Consider the following 22,118-nt stretch of genomic DNA (forward strand, 5'->3'; position numbering starts at 1 on the left):
CGCAGTAGGTGCCGCCCATGTTTGAGAACCTGGACCTGACCAAGCTGATCTTTGGTCGTCTCACCTGGGACGCGATTCCCTTCCATGACCCGATCATCCTCGGCACCTTTGCCGTGGTGGCGCTGGGCGGCATTGCACTGCTCGCCGCCCTGACCCGCTACAAGCTGTGGGGCTACCTGTGGAACGAATGGTTCACCACCATCGACCACAAGAAAATCGGCATCATGTACATCATTCTCGGTCTGGTGATGCTGCTGCGCGGTTTTGCCGATGCCATCATGATGCGCCTGCATCAGGCCATGGCTTTTGGCGATTCCACCGGCTACCTGCCGCCGCACCACTACGACCAGATCTTTACCGCCCACGGCGTGATCATGATCTTCTTCGTGGCCATGCCGCTGGTGACCGGGATCATGAACTACCTGATTCCGTTGCAGATCGGCACCCGCGATGTGGCCTTCCCGTTCCTGAACAACTTCAGTTTCTGGATGACCACCGGTGGTGCCGCCTTGATGATGGTGTCCCTGTTTATTGGCGAGTTCGCCAAGACAGGCTGGCTGGCCTACCCGCCATTATCGGGGATATTGCAGAGTCCCGGGGTGGGGGTGGATTACTATATTTGGGCCTTGCAGATTGCCGGGGTGGGCACGCTGTTGTCGGGGGTGAACCTGCTGGTGACCATCGTCAAGATGCGTGCCCCGGGCATGAGCCTGATGAAGATGCCGGTGTTCACCTGGACCTCCCTGTGCACCAACATCCTGATTGTAGCGGCGTTCCCGGTACTGACCGCGGTGCTGGGCATGCTGACCATGGACCGTTACCTGGATACCGCCTTTTTCACCAATGATCTTGGCGGCAACGCCATGATGTACGTGAACCTGATCTGGATCTGGGGTCACCCCGAGGTGTATATCCTGATCCTGCCGGTGTTCGGTATCTTCTCCGAGATCGTGGCCACCTACAGCCGCAAGCCGCTGTTTGGTTACACCTCCATGGTCTACGCCACCGTGGTGATTACCGTGCTGTCGTACCTGGTGTGGCTGCACCACTTCTTCACCATGGGCTCGGGGGCCAGCGTGAACTCGTTCTTCGGGATCACCACCATGATTATCTCGATCCCGACAGGCGCGAAGATCTTCAACTGGTTGTTCACCATGTTCCGTGGCCGCATCAAGTTCGATGTGCCCATGCTGTGGACCCTGGGCTTTATGGTCACCTTCGTGATCGGTGGTATGACCGGGGTGTTGCTGGCGGTGCCGCCGGTGGACTTCGTGCTGCATAACAGCCTGTTCCTGATTGCGCATTTCCATAACGTAATCATCGGCGGTGTGCTGTTCGGTCTGTTCGCGGGCATTACCTACTGGTTCCCGAAGGCCACCGGTTACAAGCTGGATGAATTCTGGGGCAAGCTGTCCTTCTGGTTCTGGCTGATCGGGTTCTACTTCGCTTTCATGCCGCTGTACGTGCTCGGCCTGATGGGCGTGACTCGTCGTGTCAGCCACTTCGAGGATCAGTCCCTGCAGATCTGGTTCCAGATTGCCGCCTTCGGTGCGGTGCTGATTGCCGTGGGTATCGCTGCCTTCATCATCCAGCTGATTGTCAGCTTCCGTCGCCGCGAAGCGCTGGCCGACGAGACCGGTGACCCGTGGGATGGTCGTACCCTGGAATGGTCTACCTCCTCGCCGCCGCCGCCGTACAACTTTGCGTTCACCCCACGCGTGCACGATCTGGATGCCTGGTGGCAGATGAAGCAGCACGGCTTCCAGCGTCCTGAGTCCGGCTTTATCCCGATTCACATGCCCAAGGGTACCTGGGCGGGCATCGTGCTCTCGGGCATCAGTGTGGTCATCGGCTTCGCCTTGATCTGGCATATGTGGCTGGTGGCCGGGGTGTCCTTCGTGGCGCTGATCGGCACCGCGATTTACCACACCTTCAATTACGACCGTGACTACTACATTCCGGCGGAAGAAGTAGAACGGATTGAAGCAGAACGTACACGGGTGCTTGCCAATGTCTGAAAATACCATGACTGCTGATGTGAACAGCACGCAGGACGGCCAGCTGGAGTTTCTGGTGAAGGGGGATCATCACCCCCAGAACGGAACCCTGCTGGGTTTCTGGATTTACCTGATGAGCGACTGCCTGATCTTCGCTGCCCTGTTTGCCACCTACGGGGTGCTCGGGCGCAGCTATGCGGGCGGGCCCACCGGCATGGAGCTGTTCGATCTGAGCCTGATCGCCATCAACACGTCGTTGTTGCTGGTGTCGTCCATCACCTATGGCTTCGCCATGCTGCATATGCAGGCCAACAAGGTGAAGGGCACCATGTTCTGGCTGGCCGTTACCGGCCTGCTGGGGCTGGGCTTTTTGAGCCTGGAATTGTATGAGTTCCATCACCTGATTAGCGTGGGCGCCGGGCCGCAAACCAGTGGTTTCTGGACTGCCTTCTTCGCGCTGGTGGGCACCCACGGTTTGCACGTGTTCTTCGGCATTGTGTGGCTGGTGACCTTGCTGTTCCAGCTGAAAAAACACGGTCTGATTCCGGAAAACAAGCGCCGGGTGTTCTGCCTGTCCATGTTCTGGCATTTCCTGGACGTGGTCTGGATCGGCGTGTTCACTTACGTTTACCTGATGGGAGTGCTGCCATGAGCGAGCATACACACGATCATGATCATCACGATGCGGACATTCCCCACGTTTCCCTGAAGGAATATGCCACCGGGTTTGTGCTGGCGGTGATCCTTACCGTGATTCCGTTCTGGCTGGTGATGGGTGATGTGCTGGAAAGCTCCACCACCACCGTGATGGTGATTCTGGGCTTTGCGCTGGTGCAGATTGTGGTGCACATGGTGTTCTTCCTGCACATGAACTTCCATTCGGAAGGGGGCTGGAACATGCTGGCGCTGATCTTCACGCTGATTCTGGTCTTCATTACCTTGGCCGGTTCACTGTGGGTAATGCATAACCTGAACGTGAACATGATGCCGGGGATGATGGATTAGGAGACGCATCACGCAACATGCTTCAAGCAACATGCGTAAGACGGAGATCGGCGTTGCCGGTCTCCTCCCTTCCTTTCCCCACGTTTGAAGAGGCATGACCATGGCTCGTCGGCGTATTTTTACTTTCCTGTTTCTGCTGTTGACTGCAGTCGCTTTCGTCGGCTTTGTGGCGTTGGGTGTCTGGCAGGTGAAACGGCTGGCCTGGAAGGAAGACCTGATTGCCCGGGTGGATGCCCGTGTGCATGCCGAAGCGGTGATCGCGCCGTCGCAACCTGACTGGCCCTCTGTCAGTGAAGACAGTCATGAGTACCTCCATGTCAGTGTGAGCGGCCAGTATCGGCCCGGGGCCGTTGCGCTGGTTTCTGCGGCGACGCAAGCGGGGCAGGGCTATTGGGTGATGGCACCGTTGCAACGGGCCGACGGCAGCTGGGTCTATGTGAACCAGGGGTTTGTGCCCCAGGAGAAACGGGGGGTGGCGCAGTCGGGCGGCTATACGCCGGCTGAGCCGGTCACCGTCACCGGATTGCTACGTCTCAGCCATCCCGGTGGCGGTGTGTTCCGGGACAATGTGCCCGCCGAGAATCGCTGGTACTCACGGGATGTGAAGGCCATGGCAGAGCAGCAGGGGCTGTCGCCGGTGGCGCCGTATTTCGTGGATGCGCAAGCCGCCGGCAGCGAACTGCCGGTGGGCGGGCTTACCGTTATTCAGTTCCGCAATAATCATCGCGTCTACGCCATCACCTGGTTTGCCCTGGCCTTCGGCATGCTGTTGGCGGCCTGGCTGGTGCTGCGGGATTCACGCCGAACGCGCTAGTGTAGATCGCCGCTGATTGTGTGACTTATGTCGAGTGCATTTTTTCGCCAATCAAGGCGCTTTTCTGCAGGCATAGTGGGCCTACGTCAAAGAAAAGCAACACTGAGTGGCGGAAAAAGGCGCCGTCATAAGTTGCATTATTAGTGGCGACCTACACTAAACTGGGGTTATGGAAACCATGTCGTCGTCCTCACCCTCCAAGGCTTCTCTGTCGGGTTCGCTGTTTTCTGCGCTGCGCCGCAGTAGCGATGACCTGACCGGCCGCAAGAACCTGCAGTTGCTGATTCAGCTTCGCTGGATTGCCATGTTCGGCCAGTTCGCCACCATTCTGGTGGTTAACTACGGCTTCGGTATCAAGCTGCCCGTGTCACAAATGCTGGTGGTGCTGTTTGGTCTGTTGTTGCTCAATGCGGTCAGCGTGTTGCGCCTGCGGCTGCCGAAGCCGATTGGTAATACCGAGCTGTTCCTGTCCCTGCTGATCGATGTGGCAACGCTGACCATGTTGCTGGCGCTCAGTGGCGGGGCGTCCAACCCGTTCGTGTTCCTGTACCTGTTGCAGGTGATTCTGGGGGCGGTGCTGCTGGAGGTCTGGTCTACCTGGGTCATCCTGATTACCACCACCCTGTGTTTTGGCTGGCTGGCCTGGTACGGCCATCCGCTACCCATGCCGCTGGATCACTCCGAGGGGCTGTTCAGTCTCTACATCGAAGGGATGATGATCTGTTTCGTGCTCAATGGCGGCTTGCTGGTGATCTTCATTAACCGCATTACCCGCAATCGGCGCCAGCGCGATGAACACCTGGCAGAACTGCGCCAGCGGGCGGCGGAAGAGGAACACATTGTGCGCATGGGATTGTTGGCCTCCGGCGCGGCCCATGAACTGGGTACGCCGCTGGCGACCCTGTCGGTCATTCTGGGGGACTGGAAACACATGGAACCGTTCAAGACCGACGGGGACATGGCCCAGGAAATTGCCGAAATGCAGACTCAGGTATTGCGCTGCAAGTCGATTGTCAGCGGCATTTTGTTATCGGCCGGGGAGGCCCGTGGAGAATCGTCGGAGGAAACCACGGTACGCGAATTCCTCGATGATCTGGTCGACGAGTGGCGCGAAACCCGCCCGGTGAAGGACTTTGCCTATCGCAATGATTTTGGTGAGGATCTGAGCATCGTGTCGGATTCTGCGCTCAGACAGAGTATTCACAACGTTCTGGATAACGCTCTGGAAGCCTCTCCCCATTGGGTGCGGCTGGAGGTGCACCGCGAAGAAGAAACCCTGTTGGTGTCGGTGACAGACCGTGGACCGGGTTTCCCGCAGGCGATGCTCGATAATCTGGGGCGCCCTTACCAGTCCAGCAAGGGACGGCCGGGCAGTGGTCTCGGGTTGTTTCTGGTGATGAACGTGCTGCGTACCCTGGGCGGCAACCTGAGAGCGAGCAATCTGGCCCAGGGTGGCGCACTGGTGACCTTGTCCCTGCCGTTATCAGTGGTCACTCTGGAGCAGGGAACAGGAGGAACCAACGGTGTCTGAAATGCTGGGTGATGAAAGACAGCTATTGATTGTGGAAGACGATGACGCCTTTGCCCGCACCCTGACCCGCTCGTTCGAGCGTCGGGGTTATCAGGTGGTTCATGCGGACAGCCTGGAATCCATGCAGGCGCTGCTGAAAAACCATCAGCCGGGCTATGCCGTGGTCGACCTGAAGCTCAAGGGCGAATCGTCCGGGTTGGCCTGTGTGCAAACGCTCCATGAACACGATGAAGACATGCTGATTGTGGTGTTGACCGGTTATGCCAGTATCGCCACGGCGGTGGAAGCGGTGAAGCTGGGGGCCTGCCATTACCTGGCCAAGCCTTCCAATACCGACGATATCGAAGATGCCTTCAACCGGGCGGAAGGCTCCACCGATGTGGCCCTAACGGCCCGTGCCACGGATCTGAAAACTCTGGAATGGGAACGCATCCACGAAACGTTGGCGGAAACCGGGTTTAATATCTCCGAAACCGCCCGCCGCCTGGGCATGCACCGCCGCACCCTGGCCCGCAAGCTGGAAAAACAGCGGGTGAAGTAGCCCTTCCCGTAGGAGAGTCGCTGGCGGCGCGATTCCATAAGGTCGTTATCGCGCCGCCAGCGACGCTCCTGCAAAAACAGGGCGGCCTGTCGAAAAGCGGTGGTCTCGTTCGATTAGTCAGGGAAAGCTAATGTCATTCAAGGAGAGATGCCATGTCCAAGATCCGTCTTAACCCCTACCTGAATTTCCCCGGCACCTGCCGTGAGGCGTTCGCGTTTTATGCCGAGTGCCTGAACGCGGATATCGTTTTTCAGCTGACCATGGGCGAGTCGCCCATGGCGGACGAGGTGCCAAAGGAATCCCATCACCATATCTGTCATGTTTGTCTGCAGGGTGATGGGATTGTGCTGATGGGGTCCGATTGCCCGCCAGAGTATTTTGAAAAAGCCCAGGGGACCACGCTGAGTGTGCAGGCTGATAGTGTGAAAGAGGCGGAAACCCTGTTTGCGGCGCTGGCGCAAGGGGGCGAAATTAAAATGCCCATGGAAGAAACGCCCTGGGCGGAACGCTTCGGGATGTGTAACGACCGCTTCGGCATTCCCTGGATGGTGAATTTTGATGGCAGCAAGGCCGCTTACGAAACTTGAGGCCGGGCCTTGCCTGTCAGTGCAATTCTTCCGGCGGCGGCGTGTAACGGTGGGGCGGTAATTCTACCCGTTGGGTAATGCCGCCCTGCACCACGGTGCACCCTTCGTAACGCTCTCCACCGGTGACGGTGAATTCAAACCGGTAAATGCGGGTAATGCGGCGTTTGCCGTGGTGGTCTTTGCTCAGGGTCAGCTTTTCCAGGCCCACACTCTCATCCAGAAATTCCAGTTGTTCTCGCTCGCAAAAGCGCCGGGTAGCCACCAGCGCCCGCTCGCGAATGCCGTGGGAACGCCAGAACAGGGCGCCGATGACGATCAGCACCGTGACCAGCAAGATATCGGAAAGATCCAGATTCACCGACGGGCTCCCGGCAAGCCGCCAAACAGGGCGAGCCACTGTGCCTCGGTCAGCCCGTTGAGGGTGTCCATATTGCGTTCGGGAATCTGCTCCGGGTTCGGGTAGCTGGCCAGTCCTTTGTCCAGGCTGGCTTCACGGAGAATGTGCAGAATGGGGTAGGGCGCCCGGTTGGTATAGTTTTCCGGATCATCCACCGCAGTGTCGGCGAACTGGTACGCGGGGTGGAAGCTGGCGATTTGGTAGGTGCCTTCCCAGCCTTGCTGTTCCAGCAGGCCGTCGGCCAGATCCAGTACGTCGTTATAATCGAGGAAGTCTTCCAGTTGATCGGTAATGATCAGCAGGGTGGTGTCGATGTCGTCTGCCGGGGTGCGATCCATCCGGTCGAGTTCTTCGTGCAGGTCGCCCAGCAGGGTTTCCACATTACGGCTGTCGCTGACGGTGAGCCGTACCTGGCCGGCGTTGAAGGGTTTGCGCGCAAACGGGCACAGGTTCAGGCCGATGACCACGTCTTCGAGCCATTGGCGGGTCTGCTTGATCGGGTCCGTCGCTTCCATCTTTTCCATGTCGTTCATTCGAGCCAGGCTTCCTGGGTAAGGTTGTGCAGGGCGGCACCGGCGCGAGCCGGTCTCCGCCCTACAGGGTTTCGGTCACATGGGTGGCAATGTTATCGCCTACGCGAACCACGCCACTGGATAGAATTTCACAGCGCAGGCCGCCCCGGCCCAGCAGGGCCTTGATGACCTGCGGCGGGGTCAGATCGCCGGCCAGCAGGTGTCCCACCACAGAACACGGCTCGCACAGCTCGATACCACGCAGGCGAATGTTGCCGAGCAGAAATTCCCGACCTTCCAGGGCGTTGAGATCCACGCCTTCGGTCAGCACGTTACGGCGCAGGGTGTGCGGCTCGACCTGCTGCTGATGCTCGCGGTTATAGGTGGCGATGGCCTCGGATTCGATCAGGGTAATTTGCTCTTCCGGTTTGGCGTTGCGGCGGTAATGGCGGTCGCCAACGATGCCGCAGCCGGCGCGCAGCTGCACGGCTGGCTGGCTTTCCACCGGGCCGCGAGACTGGCTGGCGGTGTAAAGGGCGAGGATTTTCATGGAGCTCCCGGATTGATGGCAAATGCCTGAGCCAAAGTGCGAGCACATCGAAGACGCCAGTCTAGCAGTTTCCTCCGGGTTTTCAGCGTCTGGCGTCTGGCGTTTTCATTAGCTAGAATTGCCGCAACGACAATGATTGAGAAAGGACGTCCCTTGGACTGTGCCCTGATCGACAATCCGCTTTTCCTCCCCACACCCGCCAGCTGGCGATGGTGATGCTCCCCCTGTGTCTGCACTGACACGTCTTTTTGCTCGTTTTCCTCTACAATTATTGCTCTTGATCGCGGTCCGCCCGAGAGTCGGGCCGTAGCGAAATGCTAAGGACAATCATGTCACCACAAGAATTGGATCAATTGGCCCGGCAGGGCTATACCCGGGTGCCGGTGGTTCGCGAGGTGCTGGCGGATCTGGATACCCCGTTGTCAGCCTATCGCAAGTTGGCGTCTGGCCCTTACACCTACCTGTTTGAGTCGGTACAGGGCGGCGAGCGCTGGGGGCGCTATTCGATTATCGGCCTGCCCGCCGCCGAGGTGGTGCGAATCACCGGGCAGCAGGTGCAGGTGGATGGCCCGGACGGGCACCAGCAGGAAGACGTGGCGGACCCCATCGCCTGGGTCGAGACGTACCGGCAGGCCTACCGTAGCCCGGATCTTCCCGGCTTGCCCCGTTTCAACGGTGGCTTGGTGGGTTACTTCGGTTACGACAGCGTGCGCTACTTTGAGCCGCGCCTGGGACCGGCGCCCGGCGAGGATGTGCTGGGCGTGCCCGATATCCTGCTGATGCGGTCCGAGGAAGTGGTGGTCTTCGATAACCTGCGCGGGGCACTGTTCCTGGTGGTGCATGTGGACCCGACCGAAGAGGGTGTACTGATGCGCGCCGAGCAGCGCCTCGATGCGTTGGAAACCCAGCTGCGTTCTCCGCTGCCGGAACCGGAGCACACGGTTTACGGGGAGCCGGTGGACGAGAACGATTTCCACAATGAATTCCCGGAAGCGGCTTTCAAGGCCGGCGTGGAAACCATCCGCGAGTACATTCTGGCGGGCGACGTGATGCAGGTGGTGCCGTCCCAGCGTATGAGTTGCCCGTTCCAGGCGCCGGCACTGGATTTGTACCGCGCCCTGCGCTATCTGAATCCATCGCCTTACATGTTCTACCTGGATCTGGACGACTTCCATATCGCCGGGTCGTCACCGGAAATTCTGGCCCGCGCCGAGCAGGGTCGAATCACCGTGCGGCCACTGGCCGGCACCCGCAAACGTGGCGCCAATGAGGCGGAAGACCAGGCACTGGAAAAAGATCTGCTGGCGGACCCCAAGGAAATCGCCGAGCACCTGATGCTGATCGATCTGGGACGCAATGATATCGGCCGGGTCTCCAAGGCCGGCAAGGTGGATGTCTCCGACCAGATGGTGGTGGAGCGGTACTCCCACGTCATGCACATCGTTTCCAACGTGGAAGGGGAGCTGCGTGAAGAATTGGGGCCGCTGGATGTGCTGCGTGCGACCTTCCCGGCCGGCACGCTGAGTGGTGCGCCGAAGATTCGCGCCATGGAGATTATCGATGAGCTGGAGCCCACCAAACGTGGCGTCTACGGCGGCGCGGTGGGGTATATCGGTTTTAACGGCGACATGGACACGGCCATTGCCATCCGCACCGCCGTGATCAAGGATCAGCGCCTGTATGTGCAGGCCGGTGCCGGCATCGTCGCCGACTCCGTACCGCAGTCCGAATGGGACGAGACCATGAACAAGGCCCGGGCGGTATTCCGGGCAGTGAACATGGCATTGGGTGGTCTCAACCTGGCAGACGGAGGGCAGCGATAATGCGCGTGCTGATGATCGACAACTACGACAGCTTTACCTACAACATCGTGCAGTATCTGCAGGAGCTGGGTGCCGAGGTGCTGGTGCATCGCAACGACCAGATCAGTCTGGAAGAGATTGAAGCCCTCAACCCGGACCGCCTGATGATTTCCCCCGGCCCCTGTACGCCCAACGAGGCGGGCATCTCCATCGCTGCGATCAAACACTTCGCCGGCAAGCTGCCGATTCTGGGCGTTTGCCTGGGCCACCAGAGCATCGGCCAGGCTTTTGGTGGGCAGGTGGTGCGTGCCCGGCAGGTGATGCATGGCAAAACCTCGCCGATCTACCACAGTGGCCAGGGGGTGTTTCGTGATTTGCCGTCGCCCTACACGGCGACCCGCTATCACTCGCTGGTGGTGGAAAAAGACAGCCTGCCCGACTGCCTGGAAATGACCGCCTGGACCGAGAAGGATGATGGCAGCGTGGATGAAGTGATGGGCATGCGCCACAAAACGCTGCCTATTGAAGGGGTTCAGTATCACCCTGAATCCATATTGAGTGAGCACGGTCATGCCCTGCTTGAGAATTTTTTAAAGCACAACGAGCAGGGGGACGCGGCATGAATATTCAGCAAGCGCTGGCCAAGGTGGTCGACCATATCGATCTGAGCATCGAGGAAATGCGCGATGTGATGAGCCAGGTGATGACCGGTGGCGCCACCGATGCGCAGATTGGTGCGCTGATGGTTGGCCTGCGGATGAAAAGCGAATCCCTGGATGAGATCACCGGTGCGGCCATGGTGATGCGCGAGCTGGTCACCGGGGTGACCGTGGAGAACCGCCAGTATCTGGTCGATATCGTCGGCACCGGTGGTGACGGCGCCAACTTGTTCAATGTGTCCACCGCCAGCAGTTTTGTGGCCGCTGCAGCCGGTGCCCGAGTGGCCAAACACGGCGGGCGGTCAGTGAGCTCCCAGAGCGGCTCGGCGGACCTGCTGGAAACCGCCGGTATTGCACTGGACCTGAACCCGGCGCAGATTGGTAAGTGTGTCGATAATGTGGGTGTGGGGTTCATGTTTGCGCCGAATCACCACAAGGCCATGAAATATGCCGTGGGGCCGCGTAAGGAACTGGGTATGCGTACCCTGTTCAATATTCTCGGCCCGATGACCAACCCGGCCGGTGTACAGCGCCTGGTGATGGGAGTGTTTTCGGAAAAGCTCTGTCGTCCCCTGGCGGAAGTCATGGGCCGGTTGGGCGGCGAACATATCATGGTGGTACACAGCAAGGATGGGCTGGATGAAATCAGCCTGGCCGCGCGGACCCATGTGGCGGAATTCAAGAACGGTGAAGTCCAGGAGTACGACCTGACACCGGAGGATCTGGGGCTGGAATCCGATTCCCTGGTGGGCCTGGACGTGACGGACCCGGCGGCGTCCCTGGCGCTGATCAAGGACGCCTTCAGCAAGCGCACCACGGAAGCGGCCAACAAGGCGGCGGACATGATTGCCTTGAACGCCGGCGCTGCCATTTATGTCAGCGGTATTACCCGAACTCACAAAGAGGGGGTACGCATGGCGGAAGACCTGATCCACAATGGAGAGGCCGCAGAACGCATGCGTGAGCTGGCTCAGTTCAGCACGGCCCTCAAGGTTGGCGACGAATCAGAATAAGGAGCGAGGTTATGAGCACAGGCACTATTCTCGACAAGATTATCGCCCGCAAGCAGGAAGAGATTGCCGTCGGCAAGAACAATTACACCCTCGGTGATCTGCAATCCCTGGCAGAGAACCAGCGACAGTCGCGTGGGTTTATCGCCAGCCTGTTCGCCCGGGTGAGAGACCACCAGCCGGCGGTGATTGCCGAAATCAAGAAGGCTTCCCCCAGCAAGGGGGTGATCCGCGATGATTTCGACCCGGTGTCGATTGCCCGTAGCTACGAAGCCAACGGCGCAGCCTGCCTGTCGGTGCTTACCGACAAGGACTTCTTTCAAGGTGATGAGCATTACCTGCGTGCTGCCCGCAATGCGGTGGACCTGCCGGTGCTGCGCAAGGATTTCATGATCGACCCGTGGCAGATTTTCGAGTCCCGGGCCATGGGCGCGGATGCGGTGTTGCTGATTGCTGCGGCGCTGTCCGATGCGCAGATGAATGAGCTGTATCATGCGGCCCAGCGCGCTGGCTGCGATGTGCTGGTGGAAGTCCATACCGAAGAAGAGCTGCACCGGGCGGTGGCCTTGAACGCCGAGCTGATCGGTATCAATAACCGTAACCTGCACACCTTCGAAACCAGCCTGGACACCACGCTGACGTTGTCACAGCAAGTGCCCGGTGATCGCATGGTGGTGACTGAAAGTGGTATTCACAGCAGCGCTGACGTGCAATTGATGCGCAAGAGCGGCATCCACAGTTTCCTGGTCGGCGAGGCTTTCATGCGTGCTGAAGACCCGGGCGCTGAGCTCAAGAAGTTGTTCTTCTGAACGCAAAGGTGGCGATATTTGTAGGTCGGCTTAGCCGCGAAGCGGCGTAAGCCGACAAATCGCGTTGGGTGAGTTGGTCTGGTTGTCGGATTACGCCTTTCAGGCTAATTCGACCTACAGCACTTTCAGAAACGCTGATGGATCTCACCGTTCAAATGCAAGAGGCCGCGCCCAGACTCTGGGCGCGGCCTCTTGGTTTTCAGTATCTGATGGTGTTCGACGCGCAGCTATTAACTATTCATTATTAACTGTTAACTGCTTTTTACCGCGTCCCGTAAACCACCATGGTCTTGCCTTTCACGGATACCAGACCCTGCTCCTCCAGGTTCTTGAGTACCCGGCCCACCATTTCCCGGGAACAGCCGACAATGCGGCCGATTTCCTGGCGGGTGACCTTGATCTGCATGCCATCCGGGTGCGTCATGGCATCGGGTTGCTTGCACAGGTCCAGCAGGGTGCCTGCGACACGGCCTGTCACATCCAGGAACGCCAGGTCCCCCACCTTGCGGGTGGTGGCGCGAAGGCGGCCAGCGATCTGGGCGGATACCGTGAACAGGATGTCGGCGTCTTCGCGGGCCAGCTGCCGGAATTTGGCATAGCTCACCTCCGCGACTTCGCACTCGCTCTTGGCTTTTACCCAGGCGGAGCGAGAGGGGTCGTTTTCAAACAGCCCCATTTCACCGAAGAAATCCCCTTCATTGAGATACGCCATGATCATCTCGCGACCATCGTCGTCCTCGATCATGACCGTCACAGAGCCTTTCAGGATGTAATACAGCGCATCCGATTCATCGCCGGCATAGATGATCGTGCTTTTCGCCGGGTATTTGCGGCGGTGGCAATGGGCCAGGAAGTGGTCCAGATTTGGAATAATTTTGTTGCCGTCAGTCATGGGCGCTCAGTCTTGAAGCCAGAAAAATGTCTTAGCCAATAAGCGTATGGATATTGCCTGTTTTTATGAGTTATGCCAAGGGAACTGGCTCTCACTCTCGATTTTCACAGGGCAGGCGGTAGCTAAACCCGGATTAAGTAACGGGTTTTCGGCCAAATACGCCGATTTTCCGGGTTGGTGATATATCGGTAAATTATTCCCGTCGACCTACCCTGAAAGGGGTGGCGCAGACCCCGTGCTATGGTACTCTGCGCCCCCTTCCGGGGTGGGCGCAATCAGGCGTTCGGCCTGCGTTTGAGATGGGGTGACAGACCAGGAGATCACCATGAAAGCAGTGGTTAAGTGGCAGGGCGAAGCCTGCTATGAAGCGGAAACAGAAAGCGGCCACAAGGTGCTGATGGATGGCCCGCCGGATCACGGTGGCCAGAACCGTGGGCCGCGCCCCATGGAAACCCTGTTACTGGGCGTGGGCGGCTGTTCCTCCTTTGATGTGATCCATATTCTCAAGAAATCCCGCCAGGACGTGACCGATTGCCGCTGCGAGCTGACCGCAGAGCGGGCCGATGAAGTACCGGCGGTGTTCAGCAAGATCCACCTGCACTTTATTGTCAGCGGTAACAGCCTCAAGGAAGCCCATGTGAAACGGGCGGTTGAGCTGTCGGCAGAGAAATACTGCTCTGCCAGCATTATGCTGACACGCGGTGGTGTCGAGATCACCCATAGTTATACCATTGAAAGCTGAGGTGCCCGGCGGGCGCCTCGGTAACGCAATATGCCGGCCTGGCCGGTGATTCGCGGCGTCCTTCGGGATGTTGCAAACAAGGTAGCCGCACGGGGTGCGGTGGTGTGTTTGTCTTAACGTGGCGATGAAACGCCCATGGGGTACGGCTGTGGTGAAAGATCCCAATCCCAAGATTACGGTTCACGGTTTCAACAACCTGACCAAATCCTTGAGCTTCAATATTTTCGATATTGCTTACGCGAAGACCGAGCAGCATCGTCAGGAATATATCGAATATATTGACGAGCTGTATAACGCGGAGCGTCTCACCGAGATTCTCACCAACGTGACCAAGATCATTGGCGCCAACATTCTGAATGTGGCCCGCCAGGATTACGATCCGCAGGGTGCCAGCGTCACCATGTTGATCGCCGAGCACGAAACCCCGCCGGATGGGTCCGACTGGGATGAAGAGGCGCCGGGTCCGCTGCCGGAGACGGTAGTCGCTCACCTGGACAAGAGTCACGTGACGGTGCATACCTACCCGGAGTCCCATCCGGATAACGGTATTTCCACGTTCCGCGTGGATGTGGATGTTTCCACCTGCGGCGTGATTTCCCCGCTGCGCGCGTTGAACTACCTGATCCACAGTTTCGATTCCGATATCGTTACCGTGGACTATCGGGTGCGTGGCATGACCCGGGACCTGGATGGCACCAAGCATTTTATTGATCACGATATCAATTCCATCCAGAACTTCCTGACGGAAGACACTCAAAACGCCTATCAAATGATCGACGTGAATGTGTATCAGGAAAACATCTTCCATACCAAGATGCTGCTGAAAGACTTCGATATCGATAACTATCTGTTTGGTGCCGGCAGCGACGAGTTCGAGCAGGAAGAGCTGGACCAGATCGAAGAGCGTTTGCGCACGGAGATGCTGGAGATTTTCTACAGCCGCAACCTTGGTTGAGAAGCGATTAATAGTTAATAATGAATAATTAATAGCTGCGCGGGGAAGTTTCGTGCTGCTTTTAAAGCCAAGAGGCCGCGCCCAGAGTATGGACGCGGCCTCTTGCGTTTGGGGTAGGGAAACCCGGGTTCGCGACGTTATTAACTATTCATTATTAATTCAAATTCTGTAGGTTGTGAACGTCATCACCTTGCTCATCAGCGTCATGGCGTGGCGCACGGGGGGAGGCAGGTCAGCGCCGCCGGCGTCTTTGGCGGTGACGGCATGTTTGAGCTCGTCGCTCTTCATCTGCTCAAGAATGGCGCGGGTGCGCAGGTCGCTTTCCGGTATCTGATAGAGATGGGATTCCAGGTGTTTGACCACCTGATTTTCCGTTTCCGTCACAAAGCCCAGGCTCCAGCGGTCGCCGATCAGGCCGGCGGTGGCACCCACTGCATAGCTCATGGCGTAGAACAGCGGATTAAGTTTGCTGGGCACGCCGCCCAGTTCCTGAATGCGCTCCTCACACCAGGCCAGATGGTCTTCCTCTTCCCGGGCGGACTCTTCCATGGCGTGGCGAATATGCGGCAGGCTGGCGGTGCTTGCCTGCCCTTGATACAGCGCCTGGGCGCACACTTCACCGGTATGGTTAATACGCATCAGCCCCAGCACATGGCGGCGCTTGTCACTGGGCAGGCTGCCGGCGTCCGGGGCATCGGGTGCCGGGGACGCGTGGGCGGGAGTCCGCTCCGCCTGGATGGTGCCCGGGGTAAGGGTACGCAGGGCGTTGTCAGCACGGGCGAGTAGTTTGTCCAGAGGCGATAGTCGGCGTTGAGTCATGGCAAAGGATCGCTGGCGGGCAAGCGGGCAACAGGCTTGCCGAGTGAAAAGTAAGGGGCTCTTAGTGTAGCCTAAGAACGCTTTAATTGAATCACCCTCGATTCTGCCAAACATACTAACAAGGAAACTGTCGCCCCGCGTGAAGCCTGCTGCGTGCGGCGTGTTGCTTTGCCATGAGTGATCTTAACGACCTGAAAATGCTGCTCGAATCCCGCTACCCCATTGTGGTGATTGAAACCTGGGAGGAGCTGCGGGCGCTGGATCTGATTCGCCGTCTGGGGATGCGAGAGGGGCGACCGGTGTTCGGCTGGAACGCAGTGGATGGTCTGCGCAGGCTGGAGCTGGAAGAGAGTCCCAGCCAGAAACACACCATCGAGCCGGATGCCATGCTGGGGCAGATTCGCGGCACCAATGAGCCGGGGATCTATGCGTTGTGTGACCTGCATCCTTATCTGGATGGAGAGCCGAAGCATGTGCGCTTGCTCAAGGAAATCGCCCTGCACCATGAGCGCTTGCATCACACCCTGGTGTTGATCAGCCATGAGTTAACCATTCCAGCGGAACTGCGCCGTTATTGCACCCGGTTCAGCTTGTCCATGCCCGATGAAAAACAGCTGGAACACATCGTTCAGGATGAGGCGCGCCGTTTCAAGCAAGAGCGGGGCGAACGGGTGCGCGCGGACCGGGCATCGCTGGACCGGCTGGTGCGCAACCTGCGTGGCTTGAGCGTGGAAGATGCCCGCAAGCTGGCCCGTGGGGCGATTATCCACGATGGCGCCATCACCGAGGCGGACCTGCCGGAAGTGAACAAGGCCAAGTTTGCATTGATGGAAATGGACGGCGTACTGAGCTACGAATACGACACTGACAGCTTCGCGAATGTGGGCGGGTTGCAGGGGCTGAAAGACTGGCTGGGCAAGCGTGAAAGTGCCTTCCATGGAAATCAGGGGGAAGGTATCGACTCGCCCCGTGGGGTGATGCTGGTGGGCGTACAGGGCGGCGGTAAAAGCCTGGCGGCCAAATCGGTGGCCGGGCTTTGGGGGTTGCCGTTGCTGCGCCTGGATATGGGCGCTATCTACAACAAATTCTTCGGGGAATCCGAGCGCAATGTGCGCGAGGCGTTGGCCATGGCGGAAACCATGTCGCCCTGTGTGCTGTGGATCGATGAAATCGAGAAAGGGATTGCGGTGGGCGATAACGATGGTGGTACTTCCCGCCGGGTGCTTGGCACGTTGTTGACCTGGATGGCGGAAAACCGCAGTCAGGTGTTTATGGTCGCCACCGCCAACGATATTGAACGGTTGCCCCCGGAATTGATCCGCAAGGGGCGTCTGGACGAGATCTTCTTTGTGGATTTGCCGTCCAGTGAGGTGCGGGAAGTGATCTTCCGGATCCATCTGGAAAAGCGCGGACAAACCGTATCAGCGTTTGATCTGGCTCGTCTGGCGGAGCACAGCGATGGCTTTACCGGCGCTGAGATCGAGCAGGCAGTGGTGGCCGGGTTGTATAGCGCCGGGGCCGGGGATCAGCCACTGGATCAGGCCTTGTTGGAGGCCGAGCTGGCGGCGACCGTGCCGCTGTCGGTGACCATGGCGGAATCACTGGCGCGGTTACGGCAATGGTGCCAGGGGCGGGCGGTCAGTGCCGGTGCTTGATCCCCGGTTGGCGGGGTCGGACCAGAGCCTGTCTGCTGCTTATGTGGCGGCGGTTTTGCCTGCGCTGCTGGCCCATTATGGCCTGGACGAGGAGGATATCCTTACGCGGGCGGGGCTGGATGAGCACCAGCTTAAACAGCCGGATCAGTTGCTGCCGCTGGTGGATGTATTGCGCCTGTTTCTGGTGATTCTTGATGCCTGCGGGGATGCGGGCCTGGGGTTCGAGACGGGCAAAAGGGTGAAGCCTCGCTCCTATCAGGTGCTCGGGTATGTGGTGTTGGCCAGCCGGGATCTGGGGCAGGCCATTGATCGGTTGGTGCGCTTCGAAAGCCTGTCTGGCAAGTTGGGGCAGACCCGCCTGAGCCACGAAAATGAACAGGTGATCCTGCGTTGGCAATGCCCGCTGACCGGCGAGCCGGCCCGGTTTCTGGTGGAGGCGGCGATTACCGGATGGGTGGCGTTCATGCGCCCGCTATTGCCGGCCGGCCTGGCGCCTCTGGCTGTTTGTTTTCGGCACCCTGTGCCAGTCGAGCCTGAGCGTTACGCGGATTATTTTCAGGCACCGGTACAGTTCTCGGCTGCATTCGATGGTGTGGTGCTGGATGCGAGATTATTGCAGCAGCCATTGAATACGGCAGACCCGGGGCTGGCGGTGATGATGGAGCGCGAGGCGCGGGAATTGCTGGCGGATTTTCAAGGCAGCACCAACCTGGTCAGTGTTGTCAGATCCGAAATCTACCGTCTGTTGACTGAGGGGGAGCCGGGCCTGGAGGCTGTGGCCGCGGAGCTGGGCATGCCATCGCGCACCCTGAGCAGTCGTTTGCTCAGTCGTGGGGTGCGGTTTCAGGATATTGTTGACGGGCTGCGCCAGCGACTGGCTGAGTTGTACCTGCAAGACCCGGCCTTGTCGCTGACGGATATTGCGTTGCTGCTGGGGTTTGCCGAGTCCAGTTCGTTCAGTCGCGCTTTTCGTCGTTGGCGATCCATGAGTCCGAATCAGTGGCGTCGGGGCGGGTAAAGCGCACCAGCGTTTCACGCAGCACATTCAGTTCCACCGGTTTGGGCAGGTGGGCGTTCATGCCCGCCGCCAGGCTGCGGTCCTTGTGCTCACGCAGGATATGGGCCGTCAGGGCCACGATGGGCACCGCTGGCAGACCCTGTTTCTGCTCCTGTGCCCGGATCATCCGGGTGGCCTCAAAGCCATCCATTTCCGGCATTTCGCAATCCATCAGGATCAGGTCGTAGCGCGTGTTGCTGGCCAGTTCCAGCGCTTCCTTGCCGTTGGAGGCGATATCCGCCTTCAGGCCCAATTTGCCCAGCATGCCGCGAATCACCTTCTGGCTCAGGTAATGGTCTTCCGCCACCAGCAGTTTCAGGCCCGGGTCCGGCTGGTGTTGTGGTTTGCTGTGTTCTGGCACCGACGGATGCCCCAGGCCTAATTCTTCTGCCAGTGCCTGGCGCAGCCGCGGCGCGGAGACCGGCTTGGACAGCACACGGTGAATGCCCACGTTGCGGGCCTGGGTGGCGGTGGGTGCATTGTTGATGCCGGTGAGCATGACGAGCACCGTGGGGTGCACGATGACCGGGTCTTCATGGATGCGGGCAGCCAGCTGCATGCCGTCCATGCCGGGCATGTGGTGATCGAGGACAACGATATCGTAAGGCTCGTTGATATTGGCCTGGGTGCGCAGGGACGCCAGGGCCTCGCGTGGATCGTGGCAGGCGGTGACACGCATACCCCACGAGAGGGCGTGGTGGCGCAATACCCGGGTCACGGTGCTGGAGTCGTCCACCACCAACAGGCTGCGTCCGGAGAGAGCGGTTGTGTCCACGTTGGAGCTTGGCGCGGGGGCATCTTCGGCCGGTAGCGGCACCACGAACCAGTAGTGCACATCCTTGTGATCCTGCAAGGTGCCCATGCGCCCGCCCAGAGCTTCCACCAATTGTTCGGCAATGGCCAGGCTCAGGTGGCTGCTTTCGTTCTGCTTCTGGTTGTCCCGCAAGCGCTTGAGGGTTTCCTCGTTCATGGCGCTGCCGGTGAAACCAAACCGAACGCGGTCGGCCTGCCCGGTGGGTTCCATGGAAACGTCCACCACCATTTCGCCGGGGTGGCCATGGCGAATCAGGGCGCCCGTCAGGTTGGTAAGAATCTGACGCAGGCGGCCGGCATCGCCGACCACCCGGCCCGGCACATTGGTGTGCACATGGGTGATCAGTTCTATCTGCTTTTCTTCTGCCCGTTCCTTGAACAGATCAACGGCTTCCATGACCAGGTCATGAATATCCAGTGCGCTGTGGTTGATGTCGGTGCCGCGGGTGGAGAGCTGCGAGTGCTCCAGGACATCGTTGATGATGCGCAGCAGATTGTCGCCGGCGTTCTGAATGGCACCGACGCACTCACGCTGGTTCGGGGTCAGCGGGGTGTCGGCAAGGATCTCCGCCATGCCGAGGATGCCGCTGAGCGGGGTGCGCACATCATGGCCGATCCGGGACAGGGTTTCCCGGCGTGTGGCATCCACGGTTTCCGCCACGGCCTGGGAGCGTTGTTGCTCGATATGCAGGAGCGCCTGGTGGCGATGGCTGACGCGCAGGCCCACCCCCAGGGTGACCGCTTCCAGTGCGGTGGTCGCCAGCAGCCACTGGGGCAGTTCCGCGCTGGTTTGCAGGATCCCCAGGTAGGCCAGGCAAACCAGCAGGGCAGGGCCACTGACCAGCAGGGTGGTCAGGAAAAACAGCCCGCCGCCATTCAGCTCCCGGTGCCAGCTGGTGTAGCCCAGAATCAGCAGGATAAATGCGGCCAGGCTGACGGTGGCAAAGCTGAGGCTGGCGGCCAGGGCAATGGGGAGTGCGAGAGTCAGGGGAATGATGGCGAGCGCGCCCCACTTGAGCATTAGCGTAATGCGGTGCAGAAGGGGGGCCTTGATGGAAAGATCGAAAAAGGAGCGCGCCACCCCGGTGGCGGAAAACAGCGCGATCATCATCATCACGAACAGGGTGCGGGGCTGGACGGTGCTGTTCTCGGTGAGCGACAGGGGAAGATAACCGGCCAGCACCAGGCTGATGACCAGAATGGAGAGAATAAAGCCGCAATGGTAGAAGTAGGTGCTCCCGCCCCGCATGGCGCCGGCGATCAGGTTGTAGATGGCGAGAATCAGCAAGGCACCGGCGAGCAGCATGTACACGGCGTTGGTGTGGCTCTGTTGTGCCACCTGGGCGTTGATGCCGTTCAGGGTCAGGCCGTAAGTGAGATACCCCTGGGGCTGGAGCTGCAGGTAAATTAGCTGTGGTTCACCGGTGGGCAGGTGTAGCCGGTAGCTGGCCTCCCGGCCGGGTATGCGTTGCTCCTGGCTCGCCTGGGTGTAATGACCATCGGCGCCGGGCAAGAATACGCGGGCATTGGGGTTGCCTTTGAGGACCAGTGCGTAGTCCTGTTTATTGCTCAGCTCGTTTTGCAGGGCGACGCGTACCCACCAGGCGCCGTCGCGAATCCCCAACCGTTCGACATAGCGTGTGGCGGGTTGGAAATGCCCGGTAACAGGGGGTTGGCTGATGGTGCCAATATCCGCGTCGCCGGAGGCGTCACGGTAATATTCGGAATAGATGGTGATGCGTGCCTGGTCGGGCTGGCTATGGACGACGAAGGGCGGCGGGACGTCTGCGAAGACCGCATTGGCGCTGGCGCACAGGGCCAGCACCAGAAGAAAGAATAGAGAGTCAGGCCTGTTCAGCCTCAGCATGGGATTCTTCTTTTGCATCCGTCGGTTTTCCCCGGTCAAGCACATAGGCGTTCAAGCCTGCTTCGGAGAGGATATAGGCTCCAAGCTCACTACGTCGACCGTCACCGCATACCACGTAGAAAAAATCCTTCTCGAGGTTTTGGACTTCACGGCGTAATTCATTGAGCGGCAGGTTGCGAGCACCGGGGGTGCGGTCATGGCGAAATTCCATGGGCAGGCGCACATCCACCAGGATGCAGGCAGTGTCGGCTTCCAGCACCATGGTGTCCAGCTCATCTTCCGTGACGTGGCGAATGACCGAGTCCTGCAGGATCGCCTGAAAGTCATTTTTACCCAGGCACATCAGCACGCCATCGCTGGTCATGGTGATTGTGGCGTTGCGGGGGCTGTCGCTGATCAGGGCGTCTTCGCCGAAAAAACGGCCGGCGGAAAGGGCGGCCAGGGTTTCCTGCTTGGCGCCCTTGACGCGGGTGACCATGGCCTTGCCCTGTTTGATCACGAACAGGGTGTCGCCGTCTTCGCCTTCGGTGACAATGGTTTCGCCGAGCTGGACTTCGCGTTCTTCGAATTTCACGAACAGGCTGTGAATCATGGCCGGGGGCACTGCGGAGAACAGTTCCGAGGAAAGCAGCGCGTCCATCCAGTCCCGCTCATTTTCATCGTCGTCTTCGTCAAGCATGGACTCGGCGGCCTGGGTCCAGGTCATCAGCAGGTCCAGCTTGTTGCGGTCGATGGCGTAGAGCGTGGTCGTTTCGGCGGTAATGGCGTTGATGGTGTGTTCGGCGTAGTTGTCGATGGCCAGGTAGTTTTCATCGTCGTCAGCGGTGAAATGGCGCACCTGAAAACTGGCGTCGGTGAGATCCAGTGAGCCTTCGACCAGAAAGTAGGCCTTGTCGCTGCTTTGACCGCGCTTGAACAGGAGTCGACCGGGGCCGATCTTGATGACTTCGATCTGGCCCTGGATTTCATTGCGATGGGATTCGCTGAGGCAGTCAAAAGGAATGAAATCCTCAAGACGTGACATATCCGCCGTTTGATTCGACATGGCAACCCCCGAAGGTGTGTTGGTGGGTGAGCCGGGTCCGACTCACCTTTAATTCTTAG

The 22,118-nt window shown here is 59.2% G+C and carries 22 protein-coding genes; 15 read left to right on the forward strand and 7 right to left on the reverse strand.

Annotation, left to right across the window (positions count from 1 at the left end):
• Window positions 1–17: 17 nt before the first annotated feature.
• From cyoB to F1529_RS05025, 7 genes are all read left to right on the forward strand, one after another.
• Window positions 18–2,018, forward strand: a complete 2,001-nt coding sequence (gene cyoB / locus F1529_RS04995; RefSeq protein ID WP_155132625.1) for a cytochrome o ubiquinol oxidase subunit I — start codon at window positions 18–20, stop codon at window positions 2,016–2,018.
• Window positions 2,011–2,649 carry a cytochrome o ubiquinol oxidase subunit III gene (gene cyoC, locus F1529_RS05000; RefSeq protein ID WP_155132628.1) on the forward strand — a complete coding sequence of 213 codons (639 nt, stop codon included), beginning with the start codon at window positions 2,011–2,013 and terminating at the stop codon, window positions 2,647–2,649. Before cyoB ends, cyoC begins: the two co-directional genes overlap by 8 nt.
• A complete protein-coding gene (cyoD, locus tag F1529_RS05005; protein ID WP_007150500.1) occupies window positions 2,646–3,002 on the forward strand; it encodes a cytochrome o ubiquinol oxidase subunit IV in 357 nt (118 codons plus the stop codon). Before cyoC ends, cyoD begins: the two co-directional genes overlap by 4 nt.
• A gap of 100 nt (window positions 3,003–3,102) precedes the next feature.
• Window positions 3,103–3,816: an SURF1 family protein gene (locus F1529_RS05010; RefSeq protein ID WP_230457709.1), complete on the forward strand. Its 714-nt coding sequence runs from the start codon at window positions 3,103–3,105 to the stop codon at window positions 3,814–3,816.
• A 178-nt stretch (window positions 3,817–3,994) separates the two neighbouring features.
• Complete coding sequence (locus F1529_RS05015) at window positions 3,995–5,347, forward strand: ATP-binding protein (protein ID WP_230457710.1); 1,353 nt, start codon at window positions 3,995–3,997, stop codon at window positions 5,345–5,347.
• Between the two features lies 1 nt (window position 5,348).
• On the forward strand, window positions 5,349–5,888 hold the full coding sequence (locus tag F1529_RS05020; protein WP_155137014.1) for a response regulator transcription factor: 540 nt from the start codon (window positions 5,349–5,351) through the stop codon (window positions 5,886–5,888).
• Between the two features lie 152 nt (window positions 5,889–6,040).
• Complete coding sequence (locus F1529_RS05025; RefSeq protein WP_155132637.1) at window positions 6,041–6,475, forward strand: VOC family protein; 435 nt, start codon at window positions 6,041–6,043, stop codon at window positions 6,473–6,475.
• Between the two features lie 16 nt (window positions 6,476–6,491).
• Here the strand turns inward: F1529_RS05025 and F1529_RS05030 are convergent, their stop codons facing one another.
• The 3 genes from F1529_RS05030 to F1529_RS05040 all read right to left on the reverse strand — a co-directional run bounded on the left by F1529_RS05030 (window position 6,492) and on the right by F1529_RS05040 (window position 7,934).
• Window positions 6,492–6,833 (reverse strand): DUF3301 domain-containing protein, encoded by a 342-nt coding sequence (locus F1529_RS05030; RefSeq protein WP_370456960.1) that lies wholly within the window; start codon window positions 6,831–6,833, stop codon window positions 6,492–6,494.
• On the reverse strand, window positions 6,830–7,405 hold the full coding sequence (locus F1529_RS05035) for a DUF1415 domain-containing protein (RefSeq protein WP_155132640.1): 576 nt from the start codon (window positions 7,403–7,405) through the stop codon (window positions 6,830–6,832). Before F1529_RS05035 ends, F1529_RS05030 begins: the two co-directional genes overlap by 4 nt.
• 61 nt (window positions 7,406–7,466) lie before the next feature.
• On the reverse strand, window positions 7,467–7,934 hold the full coding sequence (locus F1529_RS05040; RefSeq protein WP_155132643.1) for an MOSC domain-containing protein: 468 nt from the start codon (window positions 7,932–7,934) through the stop codon (window positions 7,467–7,469).
• Between the two features lie 329 nt (window positions 7,935–8,263).
• On the opposite strand from F1529_RS05040, the gene trpE reads away from it, so the two are divergent.
• From trpE to trpC, 4 genes are read left to right on the forward strand one after another with little or no spacing between them, the layout of a single operon-like run.
• Window positions 8,264–9,757 (forward strand): anthranilate synthase component I, encoded by a 1,494-nt coding sequence (gene trpE, locus F1529_RS05045; protein ID WP_155132646.1) that lies wholly within the window; start codon window positions 8,264–8,266, stop codon window positions 9,755–9,757.
• Window positions 9,757–10,359 carry an aminodeoxychorismate/anthranilate synthase component II gene (locus tag F1529_RS05050; RefSeq protein ID WP_230457711.1) on the forward strand — a complete coding sequence of 201 codons (603 nt, stop codon included), beginning with the start codon at window positions 9,757–9,759 and terminating at the stop codon, window positions 10,357–10,359. Before trpE ends, F1529_RS05050 begins: the two co-directional genes overlap by 1 nt.
• Entirely contained in the window at window positions 10,356–11,408 is a 1,053-nt protein-coding gene (trpD, locus tag F1529_RS05055; protein ID WP_155132649.1) for an anthranilate phosphoribosyltransferase, read from the forward strand. Before F1529_RS05050 ends, trpD begins: the two co-directional genes overlap by 4 nt.
• Before the next feature lie 11 nt (window positions 11,409–11,419).
• Window positions 11,420–12,214, forward strand: coding sequence for an indole-3-glycerol phosphate synthase TrpC (gene trpC / locus F1529_RS05060; RefSeq protein WP_007148915.1), 795 nt, complete (start codon window positions 11,420–11,422; stop codon window positions 12,212–12,214).
• 262 nt (window positions 12,215–12,476) lie between these two features.
• On the opposite strand, the gene crp is transcribed toward trpC, so the two are convergent.
• The gene (gene crp / locus F1529_RS05065) at window positions 12,477–13,106 is read right to left on the reverse strand and encodes a cAMP-activated global transcriptional regulator CRP (RefSeq protein ID WP_007151459.1); all 630 of its coding nucleotides are present in this window, start codon (window positions 13,104–13,106) and stop codon (window positions 12,477–12,479) included.
• A 325-nt stretch (window positions 13,107–13,431) separates the two neighbouring features.
• Here crp and F1529_RS05070 point away from each other — a divergent pair, with 325 nt between their 5' ends.
• Together F1529_RS05070 and speD are read left to right on the forward strand one after the other, a co-directional pair.
• A complete protein-coding gene (locus F1529_RS05070; protein WP_155132652.1) occupies window positions 13,432–13,848 on the forward strand; it encodes an OsmC family protein in 417 nt (138 codons plus the stop codon).
• Between the two features lie 124 nt (window positions 13,849–13,972).
• On the forward strand, window positions 13,973–14,803 hold the full coding sequence (gene speD / locus F1529_RS05075) for an adenosylmethionine decarboxylase (protein WP_007149942.1): 831 nt from the start codon (window positions 13,973–13,975) through the stop codon (window positions 14,801–14,803).
• A 159-nt stretch (window positions 14,804–14,962) separates the two neighbouring features.
• Here speD and coq7 read toward each other — a convergent pair whose 3' ends face one another.
• On the reverse strand, window positions 14,963–15,622 hold the full coding sequence (coq7, locus tag F1529_RS05080; RefSeq protein ID WP_155132655.1) for a 2-polyprenyl-3-methyl-6-methoxy-1,4-benzoquinone monooxygenase: 660 nt from the start codon (window positions 15,620–15,622) through the stop codon (window positions 14,963–14,965).
• 173 nt (window positions 15,623–15,795) lie between these two features.
• Between coq7 and F1529_RS05085 the strand changes: the two genes are divergently transcribed.
• Entirely contained in the window at window positions 15,796–17,277 is a 1,482-nt protein-coding gene (locus F1529_RS05085; RefSeq protein ID WP_155132658.1) for an AAA family ATPase, read from the forward strand.
• Complete coding sequence (locus F1529_RS05090; RefSeq protein WP_370456961.1) at window positions 17,264–18,295, forward strand: AraC family transcriptional regulator; 1,032 nt, start codon at window positions 17,264–17,266, stop codon at window positions 18,293–18,295. Before F1529_RS05085 ends, F1529_RS05090 begins: the two co-directional genes overlap by 14 nt.
• Here the strand turns inward: F1529_RS05090 and F1529_RS05095 are convergent.
• Together F1529_RS05095 and F1529_RS05100 are read right to left on the reverse strand one after the other, a co-directional pair.
• Window positions 18,234–21,014 (reverse strand): hybrid sensor histidine kinase/response regulator, encoded by a 2,781-nt coding sequence (locus F1529_RS05095; RefSeq protein ID WP_230457712.1) that lies wholly within the window; start codon window positions 21,012–21,014, stop codon window positions 18,234–18,236. The two genes, F1529_RS05090 and F1529_RS05095, sit on opposite strands and share 62 nt — an antisense overlap.
• The gene (locus F1529_RS05100; protein ID WP_039926332.1) at window positions 20,992–22,059 is read right to left on the reverse strand and encodes a cyclic nucleotide-binding domain-containing protein; all 1,068 of its coding nucleotides are present in this window, start codon (window positions 22,057–22,059) and stop codon (window positions 20,992–20,994) included. The genes F1529_RS05095 and F1529_RS05100 overlap by 23 nt, the downstream gene beginning before the upstream one ends.
• Between the last annotated feature and the right edge of the window lie 59 nt (window positions 22,060–22,118).

Origin of the sequence: Alcanivorax sp. VBW004, from assembly GCF_009718865.1 — a bacterium.
GTDB lineage: Bacteria > Pseudomonadota > Gammaproteobacteria > Pseudomonadales > Alcanivoracaceae > Alcanivorax.

What these genes read in the sequence shown, in the direction of transcription:
- F1529_RS05040 (WP_155132643.1), bottom strand. Translation starts at nt 7,934, where the DNA reads ATGAAAATCCTCGCCCTTTACACCGCCAGCCAGTCTCGCGGCCCGGTG.
- crp (WP_007151459.1), bottom strand. Translation starts at nt 13,106, where the DNA reads ATGACTGACGGCAACAAAATTATTCCAAATCTGGACCACTTCCTGGCC.
- speD (WP_007149942.1), top strand. Translation starts at nt 13,973, where the DNA reads ATGAAACGCCCATGGGGTACGGCTGTGGTGAAAGATCCCAATCCCAAG.
- cyoB (WP_155132625.1), top strand. Translation starts at nt 18, where the DNA reads ATGTTTGAGAACCTGGACCTGACCAAGCTGATCTTTGGTCGTCTCACC.
- F1529_RS05020 (WP_155137014.1), top strand. Translation starts at nt 5,349, where the DNA reads ATGCTGGGTGATGAAAGACAGCTATTGATTGTGGAAGACGATGACGCC.
- coq7 (WP_155132655.1), bottom strand. Translation starts at nt 15,622, where the DNA reads ATGACTCAACGCCGACTATCGCCTCTGGACAAACTACTCGCCCGTGCT.
- F1529_RS05035 (WP_155132640.1), bottom strand. Translation starts at nt 7,405, where the DNA reads ATGAACGACATGGAAAAGATGGAAGCGACGGACCCGATCAAGCAGACC.
- F1529_RS05010 (WP_230457709.1), top strand. Translation starts at nt 3,103, where the DNA reads ATGGCTCGTCGGCGTATTTTTACTTTCCTGTTTCTGCTGTTGACTGCA.
- cyoD (WP_007150500.1), top strand. Translation starts at nt 2,646, where the DNA reads ATGAGCGAGCATACACACGATCATGATCATCACGATGCGGACATTCCC.
- F1529_RS05085 (WP_155132658.1), top strand. Translation starts at nt 15,796, where the DNA reads ATGAGTGATCTTAACGACCTGAAAATGCTGCTCGAATCCCGCTACCCC.
- F1529_RS05095 (WP_230457712.1), bottom strand. Translation starts at nt 21,014, where the DNA reads ATGCTGAGGCTGAACAGGCCTGACTCTCTATTCTTTCTTCTGGTGCTG.
- trpE (WP_155132646.1), top strand. Translation starts at nt 8,264, where the DNA reads ATGTCACCACAAGAATTGGATCAATTGGCCCGGCAGGGCTATACCCGG.
- F1529_RS05100 (WP_039926332.1), bottom strand. Translation starts at nt 22,059, where the DNA reads ATGTCGAATCAAACGGCGGATATGTCACGTCTTGAGGATTTCATTCCT.
- F1529_RS05070 (WP_155132652.1), top strand. Translation starts at nt 13,432, where the DNA reads ATGAAAGCAGTGGTTAAGTGGCAGGGCGAAGCCTGCTATGAAGCGGAA.
- F1529_RS05025 (WP_155132637.1), top strand. Translation starts at nt 6,041, where the DNA reads ATGTCCAAGATCCGTCTTAACCCCTACCTGAATTTCCCCGGCACCTGC.
- F1529_RS05015 (WP_230457710.1), top strand. Translation starts at nt 3,995, where the DNA reads ATGTCGTCGTCCTCACCCTCCAAGGCTTCTCTGTCGGGTTCGCTGTTT.
- F1529_RS05050 (WP_230457711.1), top strand. Translation starts at nt 9,757, where the DNA reads ATGCGCGTGCTGATGATCGACAACTACGACAGCTTTACCTACAACATC.
- cyoC (WP_155132628.1), top strand. Translation starts at nt 2,011, where the DNA reads ATGTCTGAAAATACCATGACTGCTGATGTGAACAGCACGCAGGACGGC.
- trpC (WP_007148915.1), top strand. Translation starts at nt 11,420, where the DNA reads ATGAGCACAGGCACTATTCTCGACAAGATTATCGCCCGCAAGCAGGAA.
- trpD (WP_155132649.1), top strand. Translation starts at nt 10,356, where the DNA reads ATGAATATTCAGCAAGCGCTGGCCAAGGTGGTCGACCATATCGATCTG.